The following is a 21,584-nucleotide window of genomic DNA, read 5'->3' on the forward strand; positions in this document are numbered from 1 at the left end:
CAGCGTCCCCGCCCGCGTCACCTTCAACATGAACGATTACCGGATCGACGCCCAGGGCCGCCTGGTGCCCATCCCCAACATCCCCGAAGTCGAGCGGCTGCGCGACGAGCTGGTCCACGACCTGGTGGAGGACATGCGCCTCCTCAGCGGCGAGCTAGCGATTCTCAAGGCCGAGCTGCTCGACCGCCTGGCGGAGCACATCGCCCTGGTCGCCAGCGAGTACGACATCGCCATCACCGGCAAGCACGGCAACGTCGTCCTCGTCAGCTACGACGGCCGGCGCAAGATCGAGCGCGTCAGCGCCGACCGCGTGGTGGTCGGCGAGCAGATCCACGCCGCCGAGGGCCTGGTGCGCGCCTACCTGGCCGAGGCCACCCGCGACGCCACCCCGGCCCTGGTGGCCATCGTCGATCGCGCCTTCCGCCGCCACCCCAAGACCGGCCAGCTCAACGTCGCCCGCCTGCTCGACTTCATCGCGGTGCGCATCGATGACCCGCGCTGGCGTTCGGCCCAGAGCGCTATCCGCGACAGCCTCCAGGCCCAGGGCAGCGTCACCTACTTTCGCGCCTACGAACGCGACGACGCCAGCCAGCCCTGGCGCCAGGTGGTGATGGACTTCTCCGCCATCGCCCCGGCGGCGCCCGCGGCGGTGGCGCCATGAGTGCCGGCAACGCCCGCGTCGAGAGCGCCGGGCGGGTGCTGGACGTACTGCTGTTGCTGATGCGCGCCGATTTCGCGGCGGGCCTGTCGCCCTCGGACATCGCCCGCGCCCTGGGCCTGAGCGCCTCCGCCGTCACCCGCTACCTGGCGACGCTGGAGGAGCGCGGCTGCCTGGAGCGCCTGACCGTCACCGGCCGGGTGCGCCCCAGCGTGCGCCTGGCCCAATACGCCGTCGGCATCCTGCGCAGCCTGGAGTCCGCCACCCAGCGTACCCAGGAGCTCACCGCCCGCATTACCACCCCGCTGAATTAGGAGACGCCATGCACGCCCACCCACCGCCCGACCGCCACCACGACGCCTGGGGCTTTCCGACCGACGCGCCCCTTCTCGAAACCGCTATCGCCCCGGCCCGCCGGGTTCCGGCAGGGACGCCATTCGCCTGGCTGCGGGAGTTGAGCCCCGAGGTGGTGGCGACGCTGACAGGCCTCGCCAGCCGTGGCCTGGTACAGATCCATCCGGAGGCGGGGTACGGAGAGGCGGAAGTCCAGCGGTTGTTGCTGGGGCTCCCGTTCATCGGCGCGGTCGAAACGGGCCTGATTTCTTTAGCGTATAGGCCAGGGTCTGCTCGATCCAGCGGCTTGACCTCAGGGTCTCTGGCTGATCGCGGAACCAAACTTCCCCGTCGCCAAGGCCAGCGCGCAGAACAGCCAGATCCAGGACCCCCGCGCGGTGCAGGCCCTGCGCCAACTGACAAAACGCAAACCGCAGGGCCTGCAGTTCGCCGTCCTGACGAGCCGCATCCCACGGCGGGTAATCGCCCGGGTCGCCGCCGGCAATGATGGCGTTGTCTGGCAAGTCGTCGATGTTCATGGGGACCCCTCCTCGGAGCCTGTTAGGTGTAGGAACCCACAGCGTATCCGGGGCGGGCGTCCCCGCCAAATTTAACCCCTAGGAGCCCCCCATGGCCCGCACCGCACTGACCCTCCCCACCGACCTCATCCGCGCCGAGGATGCCATCCAGATCCGGCCCGAGGCGCTGGCCGCGGAACGCCAGATGGCGGCCCTCGACGCCCAGCGCCGGGAGCAGGCCACCCAGCTCGCCACCCAACTCGCCTATGACGGCGAACTGACCCCCGCCGCCCTGATGGACGGTGTGCGGATCTACCAGCGGCGCACCGTCGAGGACTGCCTGGCGCTCGGCAAATGCCTGCTACTGCTCCAGGAGCTGACCGACCGCGGCGCCTGGCTGCCGACCCTCGCGACGCTGGGCATTACCAAGCGCACCGCCCAGCGCTTCATGATGGCGGCCTACAAGACGGCCAAAAGCGTCAATTTGGCGCTTATGAGCCGCCATTTAGGTTCCGCTTCCAAGATGTTGGAGTTGTTGGTTTTTGATGACGACGAGGCCGGCGACTTGCTGGGCGGCGGCACCGTCGCCGGCCTGACCCTGGACGCGGTGGAGTGCATGACCGCCACCCAACTGCGCGCCGCCCTGCGCGACGCCCGGGAGACCGTCGCCGCCAAGGAGCGCCTGCTGGAGGTGAAGAGCAAGAAGATCGACGACCTGGACACGGCGCTGGCCAAGCGCCAGCCCGCCGAGGCCATCCCCCACGCCGACCTGGAGGCCCATGGCCTGGCGGTGCGCGCCGAGCTGTCGCGGCGGGTCTTCCACTGCGAGATGGACCTGGTGGGCGAGCTGCCGCCGGCCATCGAGGCCCTGCTCGAGCATGGCCGCGCCAGCGGCGAGCCGGTCCACGACCTGATCGCCGGGCACCTGGGGCAACTGGCGGGCGATATCGAGTCGCTGCTGCTGCGCTACGGCGCCGACATCCCGCGCGGGCGGGCCACGCCGGATGCGGACATCTGGGACGCCGTCAATGCCGAGATCGCGGCCAAGGCGGCGGCCGAGGAGGGCCATGACCCGCCGCGGCGCATCAACTAACCAGAATCAACAGGTTGGAGACGGAACCTAAATCGCGACTAATAAGCGCCAAATTGACGCTTTTGGCCGCGGCGCCCCACTCACCCCCGGGAAGCCCCATGCCCAGCCCCGCCCAACACGCCGCCCTCGCCCAGTTGGCCACCGCCCTGGCCGCCGCCCCCCATGGCGGGCGCGGCGCCCTGATCGCCCAGGCCGCCGCGGCGCTGGGGGTCTGCCCGGCGACGGTGCAGGCCTGGCTGCGGGGCCATCGCGGGCCGCGCCGCCAGCACGCCGACAGCCTGGCGCGCCTGGTGGCGCAACGAGAGGAGCAGGCCACGCGGGACCGCCCGGCGGACGCGGCCGGGGCGCCGGCCGCCACCCCGGCAGACGCGGACGCCCTCGCCGCCCGGGCGGCCCTCACCGCGGCCGAGGCCGATCTGATCAGCACCTGCCTGCGCGAGGCGGGGCGGGCCAACGGCAAGCAGCTCATGTCCCTCAAGCAGGCGGTGGCGACGCTGCGCACCCAGGGCCTGATCCGGGCCGAGCGGCTGGACCCGGCCACCGGCGAGGTCCAGCCCCTGTCCCTGTCGGCCATCAGCCGCTACCTGACCCGCTACGGCCTGCATCCGGAGCAACTGCGGGCGCCCACCCCCCACCAGGCCCTGCGCACCGCGCACCCCAACGCGCGCTGGGAGGTGGATGCCTCGGTGTGCGTGGTCTACTACCTGCCCACCGGGGCCCTGATCCAGGACATCGACCCGACCCGCCATTACAAGAACCGCCCCGAGCACCTGGCGGCCATCGCCACCGAGCGGGTCATCCGCTACGTCCTGACCGACCACACCACCAACGCCACCCTGTGGCGCTACTACCCCCACGCCGAGAGCGGGGCGACCACCGTCGCCTTCCTGGCCTGGGCCGTGGCGCCCAAGACCAACCCCGCCATCCCGGTCCAGGGCGCGCCCTTCCGCCTGGTGGTGGACCCCGGCGCCACCGCCGCCGGCACCGTCCAGCGCTGGTGCGACCTGCTCGGCATCGAACTGGCGCCCACCCGGCCCAAGAATCCCCGGGCCAAGGGCAGCGTGGAGCAGGCCCAGAACCGCATCGAGACGGTGTTCGAGTCCGGGCTGCGCCATCAGAGCCACCGGATCAAGGATTTCAACGACCTCAACGCCCTGGCGGAGACCTATCAGGCCCACTACGGGGCCCACCAGGTGGTGGGCCGTCACGGCCTGACCCGCTATGCCGCCTGGGCCAGGATCACCCCCGAGCAACTGCGCCTCACCGAGGGCGAGGCCGTGCTGCGGGCCCTGGCCACCCAGGCCCCGGCGACCCCCAAGGTGGGCGGGGACCTGACCGTCGCCTATCGCGGCCAGCGCTGGCGCGTCCAGGACCTGCCGGGGGTGGCCATCGGCGCCAAGCTCGCGGTGCTGTGGTGCCCGCTGCTGGGCGCGGCGGGCACCGGCCACGCCGTGGCGGTGCTGACCGATCCGGAGACCGGCCTGACCCGCTATCAGCCACTGCCCATGGTCGAGCGCGACGACTGGGGCTTCGATAGCGAGGCGCCGCTGGATGGCGAGGCCTATGCCCGCCTGCCGGACACCCAGATCGACCGCAACCGCAAGCGCCTGGCCCTGCTCGCCAGCGGTACGGAGAGCCTGAAGGAGGACGAGCGGGCACGCCGCCGCAAGGACTTTCAGCCGCTGGCCCACCTGGATGAGGGGCGCGGGGTGGACCCCTACCGCGCCGCGGAGACCGCCCCGCCCATCACCTGGCTGCCCCAACGCGGCACCGAGCACCGGGTCACCGCCCCGGTGCTGGCCACCGAGCTGCTCGACCCCCTGGACGCCGCCCTGCGCCTGGCGCCGCGGGTCCAGGCCCTGGGCGGCTCCTGGGGGCCGGACCAATACCAGTGGCTGGCCCAACGCTATGCCGCGGGCGTCCCGGTGGACGCCCTGGAGGCCCTGGCCCGCGAATGCGCGCCGGGCGCCCCGGCGGACGAACCCGCGCCCGAGCTCGCGCAGGCCGCCGGCCTGCGCCTGGTGCGCTAACCGAGAGGAGGAGAAACGCGATGCGAGACGATGACGAGACCCGCGCGGTCGAAACGGCGCGCGGCGCCCACCTGGCGCGGCTGTTGCGCCGCCACGGCCTGACCCGCCGCGCCCTGGCCCAGGGCCTGGGGCTGGCGGCCAGCACCGTGACCCATTGGCTCAACCAGGGGCGCCGCCCAGCGGCGGCCCGCGACGAGACGGTGCGGGACTGGTTGCTCGCCCAGGGGGTGGCGCCGGGGGTGGCGGCGTGGGAGACGGACGCGACGGACGCGGCGGACGAGGCGAACAGGGAGAGGCCGGCCGCCGCCTGGCGGCCCACGTGGCCCCAGGACCAGGACCCGCTGGCGGGTCCGGAGGCCACGGCGGGGCCGGCTAGCCCCGCGCGTGGCGCGTACCATCACATCACTTCAGAGGACCCTGACATGCTACTGCGCCGCCAACCCCTGCATCAAGCCGCCCGCCGCCACTTTGGCCTGAGCTGCGACCCCTTCGCGCGCGATCTGGCGTCCCACGCCGACGTCTTCGAGAGCCCCGACATCCGCTACGTGCGCGAATCCCTGTGGACCACCGCCCGCCATGGCGGGCTGCTGGCGGTGGTCGGCGAGTCCGGCTCCGGCAAGACCACCCTGCTCGACGACATCGAGGACCGCATCCGCCGCGAGGGCGCGCCCCTGGTACTGGTGCGCCCCGACGTGACCGGCATGGAGGCCACCGACACCCAGGGCCGGGTGCTGCGGGTCGGCCACATCCAGGAGGCCATCATCCACGCCCTGGCCCCCGACGCCCGCCTGCGCCAGAGCCCCCAGGCCCGCGCCCAGCAACTGCGCGCCGCCCTCATCGCCGCCCGCGAGAGCGGCAAGGCGGTCTGCCTGGCCTTCGACGAGGCCCACGCCATGCCCATCGCCACCCTCAAGCACCTCAAGCGCCTGCTGGAGATCAAGCACGGCTTCAGCCGGCTGCTGGCCATCCTGCTCCTCGGCCAGCCCGAGCTGGGGCTGCGCCTGAGTGAGCGCAACCCGGAGGTGCGCGAGGTGGTGCAGCGCTGCGAAGTCGTCACCCTCGACCCCCTGGACGACCAGTTGGAGGCCTATCTGGGCCACAAGCTCCAGGCCGCCGGGCGCGCCCTGGCGGACCTCATCACCCCCGACGGCCTGGACGCCCTGCGCGCCCGCCTCGGCATCACCGCCGCGGCCACCGGGGGCGGCCTGGGTAGCCGCGCCTACCCGCTAGCCGCCGGCAATCTGTTCGCCGCCGCCCTCGGCCTGGCCCAGGCCGCCGGCGCTCCCCGCATCACCGCCGCGGCGGTGCGGGCGGTGCGGACATGAGCGCCCCGACCCCGCCCAGCCCGGCCCCCGACCTGGCCGCCCTCCAGGCACGCCTGGCCGCCGGTCTGGACGCGGACCCGGCCCGCGCCGCCCTGACGGAGCGCCTGGCCCGGGAACAGGCGCGGCGCAGCCGCCAGCTCGCCCAGATCCACCTGGCGGCCAAGGCCCTGGACCTGGACGAGCACAGCTACCGCGCCGGCATCGTGGCCCTCAGCGGTGGGCGCGTCAGCAGCGCCGCCGGTCTCGACCGCCGCGAGCGCGAGGCCCTGCTCGCCGACTACCAGCGCGGCGGCTGGCGGCCCACCCTGCCCAAGGGGGTGCGCGCCACCCGGCCGGCCCGCCCCAAGGTCGACCTGACCAGCAAGGTCCGCGCCCTGCTCGCCGATGCCCGCCGCCCCGACGCCTACGCCGACGCCATCGCCGACCGGAGTTTCGGCCTGCCGCGCTGGGAATGGCTGGACTGGGAACAACTGCGCAAGCTGGCGCAGATGCTCATCATCGACCAGCGGCGCCGCGGCCGCCGGACAGCGCCATGAGCCTCGCCGGCACCTGCTGGGCCTGCGGCGAGAGCGGCCCCCTGGAGCTGTTCCTGGCGGACGCCACCCACCGCGTTGCCCTCGGCGCCGCCCTGCGCCTCCCCGCCGAGGTGGCGGAGCTGGTCGTCCCCTATCTGGGGCTGCACGCCCCCCTGGGGGTACCCGGGCGGCCCCGGCGGCGGCTCGCCGCCGCCAAGCTGGCGCGCCTGCTGGCGGAGCTCCAGGCCCTGCTCACCAGCGGCCAGGTCACCCGCCACGGCGACAGCCGCGCCGCGCCCCTGGCGGCCTGGGGCGCCGGCCTGACCGCCATCCTGGCCAGCCGCGACGCCGGCACCCTGACGCTACCCCTGAGCGGCCACGGCCTGCTGTGCGAGATCGTCTATCGCCAGGCGCGGGGCGCCAACGCCAGCGCCGCCGCCGATCGCCCCCTGCACCCCAGCCACCGGCCCGCCGTGCTCGATCGCGGCGGCCCGGACGCCCCGGTCCCGGCGCCCCCGCGCCCGGCCCCGCGGCCCCCCCGCGCCCGCCCCGCCGCCCTCGGCGCCCTGGTGGCGGCCCTCCAGTTACCCACCGCCCCGGAGACCCCCCATGACTGAAGTCCGCCTCGGCTACGGCCGGCCCCTCCCGCCCCCCGACGACCTGGCCGCCGCCCTGCTGGAGGTCCTCGACAGCGGCGACGCCCTGCTGGAGGACCTGTCCCTCTGCCAGCTCCCGGCGGGGCTGGCTAGCGTCCGCACCGATTCCGGCACCCTCATCCGCCACGGCGTGCGCTGGCGCCGCGCCGCGGACCGGCTCCTGGTGTGCCTGGACCGGGAGGCGCTCGGGGGACCAATACATGGATGAACTCCTGAACAGCGCGGCCCTGGCGGCCCTGGGGATCGGCGGCGCCATCGCCCTGGTGGCCTGGACCACCACCTGGCTGGACGAGCGCTGGGCGCGGCGGGCGGCGGACCGGGCCGCCGCGGCGCGGCGCGCGGCCCCGAGCGCGGACGAGGCGGAGCTGGCCGCCGCCCTACGCGACCTGGAGGCGGAGCTGGACCGCCTCGCCGCCGCGCTCCAGCGGGTGGAGGGGCGGCCCTGAGCGCCGTCCCGGGCCCCGGGCGCGGCCCCCTGACCCAGGCGCTGGCGGCGGCCCTCGGCGAGGCCGGGCTGCGTCACCTGGTCGCCGCCTATGGCGGCCAGCGGCTGCGCGTCCACAGCCGGCCCCAGCCGGACAGCGCCCTGGCCCAGCGCCTGGGCGCCGCCATCTATGCCGCCCTGCAGACGGAATTTCGCGGCGAGGAGCTGGACATCCCGCGCCTGATGCGCGAGTCCTGGGCTGAGCGCGCCGCCCGGGTGCGCGCCCGCGCCGCCGCCGGCGAGACCGCCAACGCCATTGCCGCCGCCGAGGGCCTCTATCTGCGCCGGGTGCGCGAGATCCTGGCCCGGCCGGCGCCACCCCCGGCCACGGACGGCCGAGCCGCGCAGTTGCCACTGCAATTATAGGGGTTAGCCCTTGACAGAGAGGAACGGAGATTCGGTCGTCAGAACGGGCGTTCGGGCGTTCGGTTGGCCCGGCCAATTGTCCCAAATTGGGACGATCCGAGGGCGGCGGTTAAGGGCGATTTTTGGCTTTCCCAGTTGTTGCGCCCTGCGCAATTCATTTCTATTTTCGTCTCGCTAAATCCACCTTCTTCCGGCCTCTTCCGGCCAATTTTCGTGCGCGCGGCGTTTATTTTTCGTGCACGTGCTCATCATCCTGTTCAACATCGACAGCAAGGCCGACAGCGGCAGTGGGCGCGACATCATCCTGCGGGTCTTTCTCAAGGTCTTTAATCAGAAGCGCGGCTACAGCGGCGATCATCCGCATATCGCCGAGCTGGAGCGGCGTCTCGACGCGCAGGGCAAGCTGGACATCTTCAAGACCGCTTTTCGCACCGCCGCCGGTGTCGACTGGGAACAGGAGCGCGACGGCTACAGCTTCTATGCCGACGAACTGGTGCAGGCCCTGTCGGAGACGCTGGGCATGACCCCGGAAGGCGCGCGCGCCTGGCTCGACAAGTCGGAAGAGGACTTCAAATCCCTGCTCACGGTCGAGAACTTTGCCCGCTGGGTCCGGGAGTATCTGGACAGCCGCGGACCCGCGCACCGTCTGCTCTTCCTGGTGGACGAGATCGGTCAGTTCATCGGCCAGGACACCCACCTTATGCTCAACCTGCAAACCATCACCGAGAACCTCGGCACCGCCTGCGCCGGCCGGGCCTGGGTCGTGGTGACCTCACAGGAAGACATCGATGCCGTGCTGGGCGAGGTGCGTGCCGCCCGGGCCAACGACTTCTCCAAGATTCAGGGCCGCTTCAAGACCCGGCTGTCGCTGTCCAGCGCCAATGTCGATGAGGTGATCCAGAAGCGGCTCCTGAGCAAGACCCCGGCCGCCCAAGCGACTCTCGCCACCGTTTACCGCGATCAGGCGGACATCCTCAAGAACCAGCTCAGCTTCAGTCACGTCGGCATGACCTTCAAGCCCTATGCCCATGCCCTGGACTTCGTCAGCGTCTATCCCTTTGCGCCTTATCAATTCCAGTTGGTGCAGAAGGTCTTCGAGGCCATCCGCCGCCACGGCGTCACCGGCCTGCATCTGGCGCGTGGCGAGCGTTCCATGCTCGACGCCTTCCAGTCCGCCGCCGTGCAACTCTCGGGCGCGGCGGTCGGCGTGCTGGTGCCGCTCCACCGCTTCTATCCCGCCATCGAGAGCTTCCTCGAAGGCATCGTCAAATCGACCATCGACCACGCCGCCGGCAACGACAAACTGGACCCCTTCGATGTCCTGGTCCTCAAGACTCTGTTCCTGATCCGCTATGTCGACGAGATCCGCGGCAGCCTGGACAACCTGGTGACGCTCTTCATCGACCGCATCGACGCCGATCGTCTGGCGCTACGCCACCAGATCGAGGCCAGCCTCCAGCGCCTGGAAAAGGAAACCGTGATCGGGCGCAACGGCGAGGACTTCTTTTTCCTCACCAACGAGGAGCGCGACATCAGCCGAGAAATCAAGGATGTCGATCTGAACTCGGCGGAAGAGGCCAAATTCCTGGGCGAGCTGCTCTTCGAGGACGTGATCAAAGGTCTCCGCAAACACCGCTTCGCCGATAACCACAAGGACTTCGGCCTCAACCGCCTGTGCGACCTGCACCCCCACGGCGCCCGCACCGAGGGCGATCTGGTGCTGTCCGTCGTTACCCCCCTGGCGGACGATTACGCCCTCTACAACGACGGCAAATGTACCCTCCAGAGTGCCGCCGAGGGCGGCCAGCTTATCCTTCGGTTGGACGATGACAAGTCCCTGGGGCGGGAGCTGCGCACCTACCTGCAGACCGATAAGTACGTGGGCCGCCGCAACGATGGCACCGCCGCCACGACCACGGTCAAGATCCTGCGTGAACGTCAGGAAGAAAATCGCGAGCGCCGTCAGCGTCTGGTTCTGCAACTGGAGCGGTTGTGCCGGGAGGCCGGCTATTACGCCGCCGGTCAGCCGCTCCAGCCCAAGGGCGGCACCGCCGCCACGGCGGTGACCGATGCCCTGAATTACCTGATCCGCAACAGCTTCAACAAGCTCGGCTACCTCGCGCACCTCTCCGCCAATCCCCAAGCCGAGATCAAGGCCGTGCTCGGCGCCACCGACGTGGACGATCTGGGGTTCTCGCTGGAAGCGGGTCAGGGCAACCAGCAGGCCCTCGAAGAACTCCTGAGCTATGTCAACCTGATGGCCAGCGCCAACAGGCAGATGGTCCTGGAAGACCTGGTGGAGACGCGCTTCGGTCGGCGTCCCTACGGCTGGCCCGAGTGGGAGGTGGTGCTGCTGGTCGTCCGTCTGGTCAGAAAGGGCGACATCAGTCTGGTGATCGACGGCGCCACCCTGACCAACGACAAGATCTTTGAGGCCGTCATCGCCCCCAGCAAGTGGCGGCGCCTCCTGGTGGTCAAACGCCGGAGCGTCGATCAGGGGCAACTCCAGCGCGCGCGCCACCTGGCGAAGGAGGTTTTCGGCAACATCGCCCCGGACGGCGAAGAGGCCCTTGATGCCCACCTGCGCCAACAACTGGGTGGCTGGCGGACCGACCTCATCCAGTACCAGCCGCTGGCCGAGACCGGCAACTATCCGGGTAGTCCGGAGATCGCCGACGCCCTGGGTGTGATCGCCAAGCTCCTCGCCGAGTCCGAGAGCCTTGGTCTCATCGCCCGATTCCTGGAGCGGCAGACCGACCTGCAAGACCTCTCCGACGATATCCACGAACTGTCCAACTTCTACGACACCCAGCGCCCGACCTGGGAGAAGCTGCGGCAGGCCCAAACCCGCTTCCGGCCCAACCGCGACGGGCTGGAGCAGGACGGCGCGGCTGCCAAAGCCCTCGCGCGCATCCAGGAGATCCTTAGTGCCGCGGCGCCCTATGGCCTGGTCAAAGAGGCCGAGGCCCTGATCCAAATCGTCGAGCGGGTCAACGACGCCCTGGTGACCCAGCGCCGCGACCAGATCCTGCCCGGTATCGACGCCCAACTTGCCAAGATCCAGGTGGAACTGGATGAGGCCAAGGCCAGTGGCGACCTGCGCAACCAGTGTCTCTACCCCTTGCGGCAGCTCAGGGGCCAGGTCGAGAGCCAGTTCAGCCTCGCGCATATCAGCCAGGCGGCCCAGCAGGCCATCGACCTCGGCGACGCCGCCTTCGCCCGGATCGAGGCGGCGGGACCACCCGTCCAGCCGCTGGTTCATGATCGCGACGATGCGCCACCTAAAGCCACGGTCAAGCCACGGCGCGTCGTCAGAGCGGCGGCATTGGCGCCCAAGACCTATCTGGAGACGCAAGCCGATGTGGATGCCTACCTGGACAAGCTGCGGAAAGCGCTTGAGTCGGCGATCGGCAATCACGAACGCGTGGAGATTCGTTGAGCCCATCTCCGGGGACGCATGCTATCCTCCAGGTATCCCCTAAACGGAGACCTTGAGCATGCAGACCGTCGGTATCAAAGCCCTGCAAACCAATCCCGGCGTCCTCGGCAAGGCGCTCGACAATGGGGACTATCTGCTGATCACCCGGCGCGGTAAGCCGATCGGTGTGGCGGCTGCCTTCGATGACAAGCTGCTCGACCTCGGATTCCAAAAATGGCTCGCCATCCGCGCCTTCCAGGCAGGCGATCTCAGTCTGGGTCAGGTCGCGCGGATCTTTGACAAGCCACGCGACGCGACCATGCGGCTGCTGTCCGATCTCGGGATCCCCATCGCCGATTACGATCTCGTGGAAGAAAGCGCAAGTCCAGCAGTTGGATGAGTAGCAAGTGGTGTTCAATCGAGCCAACCCGAGACAGGCAGAATCAGCATGAACCCCGTCCGCCTCATTTATGACGATACGCCGGACTTCATCCCGATCCCTGAAGCTTTGCGTCACCGCAAGACCGAGATCATTGTCTGGCCGTTGGATTCCGACCTAGAAGCAGCAACGCCAGCCTTGCGGATGGGCCGTCGTCGTTCGCCTCCCGCCGCGCTGGCTGGAAAGGTCCGGGAGATCGGGGACGTGATGAGCACCGTGCTGGCGTCCGATTGGGGCATTGAGGCATGATCGTGCTGGACACGCACATCTGGCATTGGTGGACCAATCAAATCGATGGAAAGCTCACCAGCGGGCAAATCGCCCTGATCGAGGAAGCGGATGACATTGCCGTCTCGGCGATTTCCTGTTTCGAGATGGCCTGGTTGCACACGCATGGCCGTATCGATCTCGGCATGCCGTTCAGTGATTGGCTGTCCGAGGTCGAAGCGTCCGCGACGGTTGTTTTTCTGCCGGTCACCCCATGGATTGCGGCCCGCGCCGTCGCACTCCCCGAGCACCATAAAGACCCCCAGGATCGCCTCATCATCGCCACCGCTCTGGTTCATCAGGCGCATCTGATGAGTTTCGACGGTCACTTCCCGTCTTATCAGGAACTGGATGGTCGCTTGATCGCGGGATAGTCCGGTGCGTCACCACGCCGTTGCTGAGAACCGTATTGGTCACAGGGAAACGCTCGATGCAAACCGCCAAGCTCAAGACCTACGCCCCCAAGGCCCGGCGCGATTTCATCGCCGCCGTCACCCGTCGCGCCGCCAAGTTCGGACTGAGCTACCAGGGCGCTTCGCCGGTCCGCGAGGAGGGGCAGGTTGTCATCATCGAGGGTCAGCCCTATCCGCAGCGCATCGCCGCCCAGCGCGACAAGCTCGCCAAGCGGATCGCGCAACAGGGCTTCGCGCCGGTCATGGAGGCCGCCGCCTACACCTGGTTCAACCGCTTTGCCGCCATCCGCTACCTGGAACTGCACGGCTACCTGGACCACAGTTTTCGGGTGCTGAGCCACCCCGACGGCGGTGCGCTCCCGGAGATCCTGGAACACGCCCAACACCTGGCTTTACCCGGCCTGGACCGCGCGCGGGTCATGGACCTCAAGCTCGACGGCACCCGCGACGAGGAACTGTACCGCGATCTTCTGCTGGCCCAGTGCCGCGCCCTGCACCAGGCCATGCCCTTCCTGTTCGAGTCCCTCGACGACGAGACCGAGCTGCTGTTGCTGGACAACCTGCTCCAGACCGACTCCCTGATCCGCGAACTGGTCACCGCCATCCCCGAGGACGACTGGCGGGAGATCGAGATCATCGGCTGGCTCTACCAGTTCTACATCTCCGAGAAGAAGGACCAGGTCATCGGCAAGGTGGTCAAGAGCGAGGACATTCCCGCCGCCACCCAGCTCTTCACGCCGAACTGGATCGTCAAGTACATGGTCCAGAACTCGCTCGGGGCGCAGTGGCTGGCGACCTATCCCGACTCGCCGCTCAAGGGCCAGATGGCCTACTACATCGAGCCCGCCGAGCAGACCGAGGAGGTCAAGGCGCAACTCGCGGCCATCACTCCCGATAGCCTCAACCCCGAGGAGTTGACCCTCATCGACCCGGCCTGCGGCTCCGGGCACATCCTGGTCGAGGCGTATGAGCTGTTCAAGGTCATCTATCTGGAACGCGGCTATCGGCAGCGGGATGTGGCGCGGCTGATTCTGGAGAAGAACCTGTTCGGGCTGGACATCGACGGACGGGCGGCGCAGTTGACGGGTTTTGCGCTGATGATGAAGGGTCGGGCGGATGATCGGCGGTTGTTGGAGCGGGGGGTATCGCTCCATGTGATGGCTCTGGTGGATAGTGCGGGGTTTGATGCGGCGGGGCTGGCGGAGGGCGTGAAGCTGGCCGACTACGGGCTGAAACCTGGGGATCTTACCGAGCTGAAGCGGCTGTTCGAGCACGCCACGACCTTTGGCTCGTTGATTCAGGTGCCGGCGGGATTGGCAGCGGAGCTCCCGGCGCTGAAGCAATTGAGTGAGGCGACTAGCCAGGATCTCTTTGCCTTCGATGCGCTCAATCGACTGGGATCGTTGGTGCGACAGGCCGAACTGCTGGCGGCGCCTTACGATGCGGTGGTGGTGAATCCTCCTTACATGGGAAGCGGTGGAATGAATGCTTTGATGAAGAATTTCGCTAAGCACTTCTTTCCCGATGCAAAGGAAAACATCTTCGCCTGTTTCATCGAACGCTGCTGCCTCCTGGCAAGTGACGTTGGTTACAACGCTATGGTCACGATGCACAACTGGATGTTCCTATCCTCATTCCAGAAGATGCGTGAACGTCTGCTTCGGGTTAAAACTATCGGGTCGATGGCACACCTCGGCGCGGGTGCCTTCGGGAGCATTTCTGGGGAGGTGGTCCAGGCCACAACGTTTGTGCTGAAAAACAATGCAATAAATGGCTACAAGCCATTGTTTTTCAGGCTTTTAAATGGGGATGAGGACGATAAAAAAGCAGCATTGCTCAAAGGTGATTATCTCTTCGATGGAACGGAACAATGGGAATTCAAGAAAATCCCCGGCAGTCCAGTGGCTTATTGGATTAGCCCGATTGTGCGAGATGCTTTCGTTGCCTTTACATCTGCAGGGTCGATGCTTGATCCGAGAGAAGGCATGGCCACGGGAAACAACGACCAATATGTCCGTTGTTGGCCGGAGGTGGCTATTTGGAATGTTGGATTCGGCTGCGAGAATCGCACTATTGCTCAGGAATCGGGGAAGTGCTGGTTTCCCTACAACAAAGGCGGTGAATTTCGAAAATGGGCCGGTAACAATTGGTTTATTGTGGACTGGTTTGATGATGGTCACGAACTGCAAACCAAGATGCATCCATCTGGAGCGCGGATCTGGGCTCACAACTTCAACCTGGAGTTCATTTTTCGCTCATTTCTCACCTGGTCTGATATCACATCTAAAGGGCTCTCTGTTCGCCTATATCCAGCAGGCTATCTTTTTGATGCGACGGGCCTTTGCGCGTTCTCTAAGAGCGGTGCAGCTAGAGACGTGATCATACGCGCAGCGGGTCTTTGCAACTCGCATCTCGGTACGATGTTTACCCAGATTCTCAACCCGACTCTCCATTTTAAATCCGGCAATTTTAGCGACCTACCAATTAATGAAAACGTTGATGTCTCCTCTTTGGTTCTCCGCGCTGTTTCTATCGCAACCGAAGATTGGAACGTCTACGAGCAATCCTGGGACTTCCAATCCCTCCCCATCCTGAAAGCATCCACTGAACCCTCACCGACACTTGAAGCCAGTTACACAGCCTGGACCACCAAAAACCGCCAAACCATCGCCGAAATGAAACGCCTCGAAGAGGAAAACAACCGCCTCTTCATCGACGCCTATGGTCTGCAAGGCGAACTCACCCCCAACGTCCCCATCGAGCAAATCACGCTGACGGTGAACCCCGCCTACCGCTACGGCAAGAAATTGACGGATGACGAGTGGTCGGTTGCGCATGGCTTCGGCGAGGAGCTGGAGACCCGCTTCCGCGAAGACACCATGCAGGAACTGGTGTCCTACGCTATCGGCGGCATGATGGGCCGCTACAGCCTAGACGCTCCGGGCCTGATCTATGCGCACAGCGGCAACCAAGACTTCGACCCCAGCCGCTACGCCCGCTTCCCCGCCGACGCCGACGGCATCCTCCCCATCACCGACACCGACTGGTTCGACGACGATGCTACGCATCGCATCATCGAATTCATCTCCGTGGCGTGGGACAAGGCCCAGCTCGAAACCAACCTCAAGTTCCTGGCCGAAAACCTTTCACCGAAGAAGGACGAATCCAGCCGCGACACCCTCCGCCGCTATCTGAACGACCGCTTCTTCAAGGACCATCTCCAAACCTACAAGAACCGCCCGATCTACTGGTGCTTCTCCAGCGGCAGGCAGAAGGCGTTTCAGTGCCTGGTCTATCTGCACCGCTACCACAGCGGCACCCTGGCGCGGATGCGGATGGAGTACGTGGTGCCGCTACAAGGCAAGATGGCCGCCCGCATTGACTCGCTCGCCGACGACATCCAGGCTGCCAGCAGCTCCGCCCAGGCCAAGCGGCTCCAGAAAGAACGCGACAAGCTCACCCGGCAACTGGAGGAGCTGCGCCGCTTCGACGAGCAACTGCGCCACTACGCCGACCAGCGTATCGCCCTGGACCTGGACGACGGCGTCAAGGTCAACTACGGCAAGTTCGGCGATCTGCTGGCCGAGGTGAAGACGGTGACGGGGCAGAAAAGCGACTGATGCAATCTTTTGAAAAGTAGGGAGTCTCTCGATTGAACCCAACCGTCTATCTCGAAACCTCGATTGTCAGCTATTTGACGGCTCGGCCGACGAGTAATCTCATTGCTGCTGCCTGGCAGAAGGAGACACTCGATTGGTGGGAGACACGAGGCGGCCGGTTTTCAATCTATATTTCGGATCTCGTCATTGAGGAGGCGAGTCGTGGTGATGTCTCGGCGGCGGAAAGACGGCTCGCGGCGCTTTCGGGCCTGGAGGTGCTGCCCCTCACGGATGAGGCAACTGCCCTCGCGAAATGGCTGCTTGAAGACGGTGGAGTTCCGAGGAAGGCGCTTGACGACGCCTTGCACATTTCAATCGCCGCGGTGCATGGTATTAGCTATCTGCTGACTTGGAACTGCCGTCATATCGATAATGCCGAAACAAAGCCCAGGATTCGAGCCATTTGCGCTGCCCACGGTTTTCAATGCCCGGAAATTGCTACTCCACTGGAACTGATGGGAGATCAAGATCATGTCTGATGCCATCCTCAATGAGTTATGGGAAATCAAGGATCGTATCGCCAGTGAACACAATTACGATTTGGACCAATTGGTCGACGATTTACGGCGAAAATCGGATGCCAGAGATGTAAAGCAGGCAACGAGAATTTTCATGCTCCACGACCAAGGCGTAGAGAGTTGCGATCAGTCATCCTCCCCTGCCGGCGCAAGATGAACTCGCATGTCTTTCGTCACCTATACCGAGCTGCTCAAGGGTTGAGTCTTAAAGGACCGGGCCGATGGAGATACAGCGTATTGAAAGCGCCCTCGCTGACCAGTTCGTGGCGGAAGGTCACCGCCTCGTCTTCTGGAATGACCCGGACCGGGAGTTCGAGGAGCTTCTCGCCACCCTGAACCTGGGGGCGGTCACCCTGCTGCGGCTCGACGAGCATCCGGCGCTGGCGGTCAAGGTCCGCCTGGAGCAGGAGGATCCAACCGGTCGCTATCTGCTCTATGCCCCGTGCGAGCCGCCGGAACCCGAGCAGGACTGGCTACTCGATATCCGCCTCTACAGCGCGAGCTTCCGGGCCGACCGTGCCTCCATGCTGCTGGCGGAGCTGGGCCTTACTCAGCAGGCGTTGCGTCCGCATCTGGCTGAACGGGCCAAATTCTTCGCCAGTCGAGAACGGCTGGAGCGGCTGAAGAAGCTGGTGAACCCTGACGATGGCGCGCTGGACCTCGACCGCAAACTCATCGCCGTTCTGGTCAAGGCCGATCAGCCCGAGTTTTTCACGGTCGTGATCGCCCTGTTCGACGCCATCCCCGAGGGGAATCTCGATGTTTCTCCACCGGCTTGGGACGAACTGGAGAGGCAGGGGGTGCGGGCCTCGTTCTGGGCCTTGGTGGCGAGCTACTTCGGCTATCGGGAGGAGACGCCGAGCCTTAAAAATCTGCTGATCCGGTTGCTGGTCTCGGATCTCGACCACGCCTGTCAGGCGGCCCTTCCGGAGGGACTGAAACACCTCATCCTCGCGCGGCAGGGCACCGCCAATGCGGTGGTCTGTCTCGCGCAATGGCGCGACAGTCTGACCCGTGGGCCGTCCTATGAAACCCTGTCCGCCGCCGTGGCCCAGGCCATCAAGCTGGCGGCGCACCTGGGCGCGCTGAGCATCGATGACCTGGCGGAGGTCAAGACCTTCCTGCTGGTCGAGCAGACCATCGCCAGCCGTCTGCGCGACCGGGTGCTGGAGACCCTGGAGACGATCAAGCCGGACCTGATCCGCGCCATGGCCTCCCGCCGGCAGGACGGGTATTGGGCCGCGCCGGGGTTGCCGGATACCCCGTCCGCGCCGCGTCGGGCGTTGTTCGCGGTCTATCAGGCGCTCCAGACCGCCGCCGATCTCTTTGCCCTGCGCAACGCGCGGGTGGGGGGCCTCGGCTACCCGGACGCCAAGGCCCTGTTCAGCGCCTACACCAGCGACCTGTTTCGTTACGATCAGCGCTACCGACAGTTCTGCGAGTTCGCCGATGCCGCCGAGTCATGCGACTGGGACATCCTCAAAGCGCTGCGGAAGCAGGTCGAGCAGGTCTACGGCAACGGCTTTGTGGCGGAACTGGCGCGGCAGTGGCATAGGCATCTGGAGTCTGGCCTGCTGGAGCAGTGGCGAATCGAGGGGGTTGCCAACCAGCAGGGATTCTACGAACGGGAAGTCGCGCGCTTGCTGGCGAAAGGAGCGGATCGCCGGGTCTTCGTGATCATCAGCGATGCCTTCCGCTATGAAGCCGCCCAGGAACTCACCGAGCAACTCAACGGCCAGTATCGTCTCGACGCGACGCTGTCCGCGCAGCTTGGGGTGCTGCCCTCCTATACGGGGCTGGGCATGGCGGCGCTGTTGCCCCATCGGGTGCTCGATTACCAGGAGAACGGCGGCCTCCGGGTCGATGGGCTGCTCTGCGGCTCTCTGGAACAGCGTGGCAAGGTGCTGGAGGCGGCGCAAGGCGTCGCGGTGAAAGCGGAGACCTTCATGGCCATGAAAAAGGACGAGGGCCGCGCCTTCATCAAGCCGTTTCGGGTCGTCTACGTTTATCACAACCAGATCGATGCGGTGGGCGACAGCGCCGCCACCGAGGACCACGCCTTCGACGCGGTCCGCCAGGCCATCGATGAGCTGGGCAGTCTGGTGGGCAAGATCGTCAACAGCCTCAATGGCAATCATCTGCTCATCACCGCCGACCACGGTTTTCTGTTCCAGGAGACCCCGCCGGGGGAGACCGACAGGAACCGTCTGGCGATGGAACCCGACGGCACCCTGTTGGCGAAAAAGCGCTATCTGTTGGGCCGCAACCTGCCCGAGAGCGATCAGGCGTATCGGGGCTCCACCCAGGTGACCGCCGGGGCCGGTGGCGGGATGGAGTTCTGGGTGCCGAAGGGGGCCAACCGCTTTCACTTCGTCGGCGGCTCGCGCTTCGTGCATGGCGGGGCCATGCCCCAGGAGATCGTCATCCCGGTGATCCGTGTGCAACACGTCAAGGATGCCGCCAAGGCGAGCAGGACCAAGACCCACACCGTCGGGGTCAGTGTGCTGGGCAACAACTTCAAGGTCACCACCAACCGGCATCGCTTCCAGTTGATCCAGACCGAACCGGTGGGCGAGCGGGTCAAACCGGTGACGCTGAAGATCGGCCTCTATGATGGCGACGACCCGGTCACTAATCTCGAAACCCTGACCTTCGACAGCCCTTCCGCCGATATGAACCAGTGGCGGAAAGCCGTGAGCCTCACCCTGGAGGGGCGGCGCTTCGACAGTAAGCGGCTCTATCAGTTGATCCTGCGCGACAGCGAAACGGGCGTGGAAGAGACGCGCTTTGACGTAACCATCGATCTGGCCTTCAGCAATGACTTCTGACGCACTCAACGCCGACATCGATACCCTGCTGAATCGACACTTCGCCGGCAAGGTGGTCCGTAAGGATCTGACCAAGCTGATCAAGGAGGGGGCGAACGTCCCCGTCTATGTGCTGGAGTATCTGCTCGGCATGTACTGCGCCTCGGATGACGAGGCGATCATCCGCGACGGCCTGGAGACGGTGAAGACCATCCTGGCCGAGAACTATGTGCGCCCGGACGAGGCGGAGAAGGTCAAGTCCAAGATCAAGGAGCGCGGCAGCTACAAGGTCATCGACAAGGTGACGGTGCGGCTCAACGAGAAGCGCGACCTCTACGAGGCCCTGCTGTCGAACCTGGGGGTCAAGGATGCCGAGATCCCCGGCACCTACGTCAAGCAGTTCGAGAAGCTGCTGGTCGGCGGGATCTGGTGCATCGTCACGGTGCACTATTTTTTTGAGGAAGGGCAGAAGGGTTCTCCTTTCACCATTGGCGACCTCAAGCCGATTCAGATGCCCAACCTGGATCTGGAAGGGCTGTTCGAGGGGCGCCGGGCCTTCTCTGAATCCCAGTGGCTCGATGTGCTGTGCCGCTCGGCGGGGATGGAGCCCGCCAATCTCGCGGAGCGGGTCAAATGGCACCTGCTGGCCCGGATGATTCCCTTCGTTGAGAACAATTACAACGCCTGTGAGCTGGGACCCCGCGGGACCGGCAAGAGCCATCTCTATAAGGAGATCAGTCCCAATAGCATCCTGATCTCCGGCGGGCAGACCACGGTCGCCAACCTCTTCTACAACATGGCGCGCCGCCTGGTCGGCCTGGTCGGCGTCTGGGATGTGGTGGCCTTCGACGAGGTGGCGGGCATCTCCTTCAAGGACAGGGACGGCGTCCAGATCATGAAGGACTTCATGGCCTCGGGCTCCTTCGCGCGCGGACGGGATGCGGTCCAGGCATCGGCGAGCCTGGTGTTCGTGGGCAACATCAATCAGCCGGTCGAGACCCTGGTGAAGACCAGCCACCTGCTGGCTCCCTTTCCCGCGAACATGATCGATGCCGCCTTCTTCGACCGCTTTCACGCCTACATCCCCGGCTGGGAAGTGCCGAAGATGCGCCCCGAGTTCTTCACCAATCAATATGGCCTCATCACCGACTATCTCGCCGAGTTCATGCGCGAGATGCGCAAGCGTAATTTTTCCGATGCCATCGACGGCTTCTTCAAACTCGGCAGTAACCTCAACCAGCGCGACACCATTGCGGTGCGGCGCACGACCTCGGGGCTGTTGAAGCTGCTGTATCCGCATGGCGAGTTTGACAAGGACGCCGTGCGCCGCTGTCTGGAGTACGCCCTGGAGGCTCGGCGGCGGGTGAAGGAGCAGTTGAAAAAGATCGGCGGCATGGAGTTCTACGACGTGCATTTCTCCTATCTCGATCAGGAGACACGGGAAGAGACCTTCGTCAGCGTGCCCGAGCAGGGCGGCGACCGGCTGATCCCGGATGGCCCGCTCAATCCGGGTGTGCTGCATACCATCGCCACCGGCAGCGGCGGACATCTGGGTCTCTATCGGCTGGAGACCCAGACTACGGCGGGCAATGGCAAATTCAATGTCTCGGGCCTGGGGTCGAGCAGCCTGGCCAAAGAGGCGGTCAAGATTGCGTTCGACTACTTCAAGGCCAACCTCTGCCGGGTGAGCAGCCTGACCAAGGCCGGCGAGCACGACTATCACCTGCACACCGTCGAGCTGCACCACACGGGGGCCGCCAAGGCGCTGACCCTCACGAGCTTTGTCGCGCTCTGCTCGGGCATTTTGCAAAAACCCCTGCAAAGCCAGATGGTGGTCTTGGGTGACATGAGCCTGGGCGGCAGCGTCATTCCAGTCGAGAATCTTGCTGGATGTTTGCAGGCCGCCTTTGACTCCGGGGCCAGGCGTATTTTGCTACCAATGGCCAGCGTCGTGGATATTCCGACCATTCCGGGCGAGCTGTTCGCCAGATTCCAGACCTCTTTCTATGCCGATCCGGTGGATGCGGTGTTCAAGGCGCTGGGAGTGGAGTAATCCGAGACTGACCAGGACGCATGGCCGAAGGG

The 21,584-nt window shown here is 66.0% G+C and carries 20 protein-coding genes; 19 read left to right on the top strand and 1 reads right to left on the bottom strand.

What is annotated here, in order from left to right; translation table 11 throughout:
• The first annotated feature begins 28 nt into the window (after positions 1 to 28).
• Both IPN92_07100 and IPN92_07105 read left to right on the top strand, forming a co-directional pair.
• On the top strand, positions 29 to 661 hold the full coding sequence (locus tag IPN92_07100) for a DUF3164 family protein (GenBank protein ID MBK8638056.1): 633 nt from the start codon (positions 29 to 31) through the stop codon (positions 659 to 661).
• Complete coding sequence (locus IPN92_07105; protein MBK8638057.1) at positions 658 to 972, top strand: helix-turn-helix domain-containing protein; 315 nt, start codon at positions 658 to 660, stop codon at positions 970 to 972. The genes IPN92_07100 and IPN92_07105 overlap by 4 nt, the downstream gene beginning before the upstream one ends.
• 258 nt (positions 973 to 1,230) lie before the next feature.
• On the opposite strand, the gene IPN92_07110 is transcribed toward IPN92_07105, so the two are convergent.
• Positions 1,231 to 1,530, bottom strand: coding sequence for a hypothetical protein (locus tag IPN92_07110; GenBank protein MBK8638058.1), 300 nt, complete (start codon positions 1,528 to 1,530; stop codon positions 1,231 to 1,233).
• Positions 1,531 to 1,621: 91 nt separating this feature from the next.
• On the opposite strand from IPN92_07110, the gene IPN92_07115 reads away from it, so the two are divergent.
• From IPN92_07115 to brxL, 17 genes are all read left to right on the top strand, one after another.
• Entirely contained in the window at positions 1,622 to 2,602 is a 981-nt protein-coding gene (locus tag IPN92_07115) for a hypothetical protein (GenBank protein MBK8638059.1), read from the top strand.
• A 98-nt stretch (positions 2,603 to 2,700) separates the two neighbouring features.
• A complete protein-coding gene (locus tag IPN92_07120) occupies positions 2,701 to 4,632 on the top strand; it encodes a DDE-type integrase/transposase/recombinase (GenBank protein MBK8638060.1) in 1,932 nt (643 codons plus the stop codon).
• 20 nt (positions 4,633 to 4,652) lie between these two features.
• Positions 4,653 to 5,957 carry an AAA family ATPase gene (locus IPN92_07125; GenBank protein ID MBK8638061.1) on the top strand — a complete coding sequence of 435 codons (1,305 nt, stop codon included), beginning with the start codon at positions 4,653 to 4,655 and terminating at the stop codon, positions 5,955 to 5,957.
• Positions 5,954 to 6,493, top strand: a complete 540-nt coding sequence (locus tag IPN92_07130) for a regulatory protein GemA (GenBank protein MBK8638062.1) — start codon at positions 5,954 to 5,956, stop codon at positions 6,491 to 6,493. The genes IPN92_07125 and IPN92_07130 overlap by 4 nt, the downstream gene beginning before the upstream one ends.
• On the top strand, positions 6,490 to 7,089 hold the full coding sequence (locus tag IPN92_07135; protein MBK8638063.1) for a hypothetical protein: 600 nt from the start codon (positions 6,490 to 6,492) through the stop codon (positions 7,087 to 7,089). Before IPN92_07130 ends, IPN92_07135 begins: the two co-directional genes overlap by 4 nt.
• Positions 7,082 to 7,336, top strand: coding sequence for a hypothetical protein (locus IPN92_07140; GenBank protein MBK8638064.1), 255 nt, complete (start codon positions 7,082 to 7,084; stop codon positions 7,334 to 7,336). The genes IPN92_07135 and IPN92_07140 overlap by 8 nt, the downstream gene beginning before the upstream one ends.
• A complete protein-coding gene (locus IPN92_07145; GenBank protein ID MBK8638065.1) occupies positions 7,329 to 7,574 on the top strand; it encodes a hypothetical protein in 246 nt (81 codons plus the stop codon). Before IPN92_07140 ends, IPN92_07145 begins: the two co-directional genes overlap by 8 nt.
• A 221-nt stretch (positions 7,575 to 7,795) precedes the next feature.
• Positions 7,796 to 7,978, top strand: a complete 183-nt coding sequence (locus IPN92_07150; protein ID MBK8638066.1) for a hypothetical protein — start codon at positions 7,796 to 7,798, stop codon at positions 7,976 to 7,978.
• Positions 7,979 to 8,213: 235 nt separating this feature from the next.
• Positions 8,214 to 11,417 carry a BREX system P-loop protein BrxC gene (gene brxC / locus IPN92_07155; protein MBK8638067.1) on the top strand — a complete coding sequence of 1,068 codons (3,204 nt, stop codon included), beginning with the start codon at positions 8,214 to 8,216 and terminating at the stop codon, positions 11,415 to 11,417.
• Positions 11,418 to 11,475: 58 nt separating this feature from the next.
• Positions 11,476 to 11,796 (top strand): type II toxin-antitoxin system Phd/YefM family antitoxin, encoded by a 321-nt coding sequence (locus tag IPN92_07160; protein ID MBK8638068.1) that lies wholly within the window; start codon positions 11,476 to 11,478, stop codon positions 11,794 to 11,796.
• 48 nt (positions 11,797 to 11,844) lie between these two features.
• On the top strand, positions 11,845 to 12,084 hold the full coding sequence (locus tag IPN92_07165) for a hypothetical protein (GenBank protein ID MBK8638069.1): 240 nt from the start codon (positions 11,845 to 11,847) through the stop codon (positions 12,082 to 12,084).
• The gene (locus IPN92_07170; protein ID MBK8638070.1) at positions 12,081 to 12,476 is read left to right on the top strand and encodes a type II toxin-antitoxin system VapC family toxin; all 396 of its coding nucleotides are present in this window, start codon (positions 12,081 to 12,083) and stop codon (positions 12,474 to 12,476) included. Before IPN92_07165 ends, IPN92_07170 begins: the two co-directional genes overlap by 4 nt.
• 56 nt (positions 12,477 to 12,532) lie before the next feature.
• Positions 12,533 to 16,135, top strand: coding sequence for a BREX-1 system adenine-specific DNA-methyltransferase PglX (pglX, locus tag IPN92_07175; GenBank protein MBK8638071.1), 3,603 nt, complete (start codon positions 12,533 to 12,535; stop codon positions 16,133 to 16,135).
• Positions 16,136 to 16,167: 32 nt separating this feature from the next.
• Positions 16,168 to 16,653 (top strand): type II toxin-antitoxin system VapC family toxin, encoded by a 486-nt coding sequence (locus IPN92_07180; GenBank protein ID MBK8638072.1) that lies wholly within the window; start codon positions 16,168 to 16,170, stop codon positions 16,651 to 16,653.
• On the top strand, positions 16,646 to 16,849 hold the full coding sequence (locus IPN92_07185; protein MBK8638073.1) for a hypothetical protein: 204 nt from the start codon (positions 16,646 to 16,648) through the stop codon (positions 16,847 to 16,849). The genes IPN92_07180 and IPN92_07185 overlap by 8 nt, the downstream gene beginning before the upstream one ends.
• Positions 16,850 to 16,913: 64 nt before the next feature.
• Positions 16,914 to 19,520 carry a BREX-1 system phosphatase PglZ type A gene (gene pglZ, locus IPN92_07190; GenBank protein MBK8638074.1) on the top strand — a complete coding sequence of 869 codons (2,607 nt, stop codon included), beginning with the start codon at positions 16,914 to 16,916 and terminating at the stop codon, positions 19,518 to 19,520.
• On the top strand, positions 19,510 to 21,552 hold the full coding sequence (gene brxL, locus IPN92_07195; protein ID MBK8638075.1) for a protease Lon-related BREX system protein BrxL: 2,043 nt from the start codon (positions 19,510 to 19,512) through the stop codon (positions 21,550 to 21,552). The genes pglZ and brxL overlap by 11 nt, the downstream gene beginning before the upstream one ends.
• Positions 21,553 to 21,584: the final 32 nt, after the last annotated feature.

It is taken from the genome of Chromatiaceae bacterium (assembly GCA_016714645.1).
Taxonomy (GTDB): Bacteria; Pseudomonadota; Gammaproteobacteria; order Chromatiales; family Chromatiaceae; genus M0108.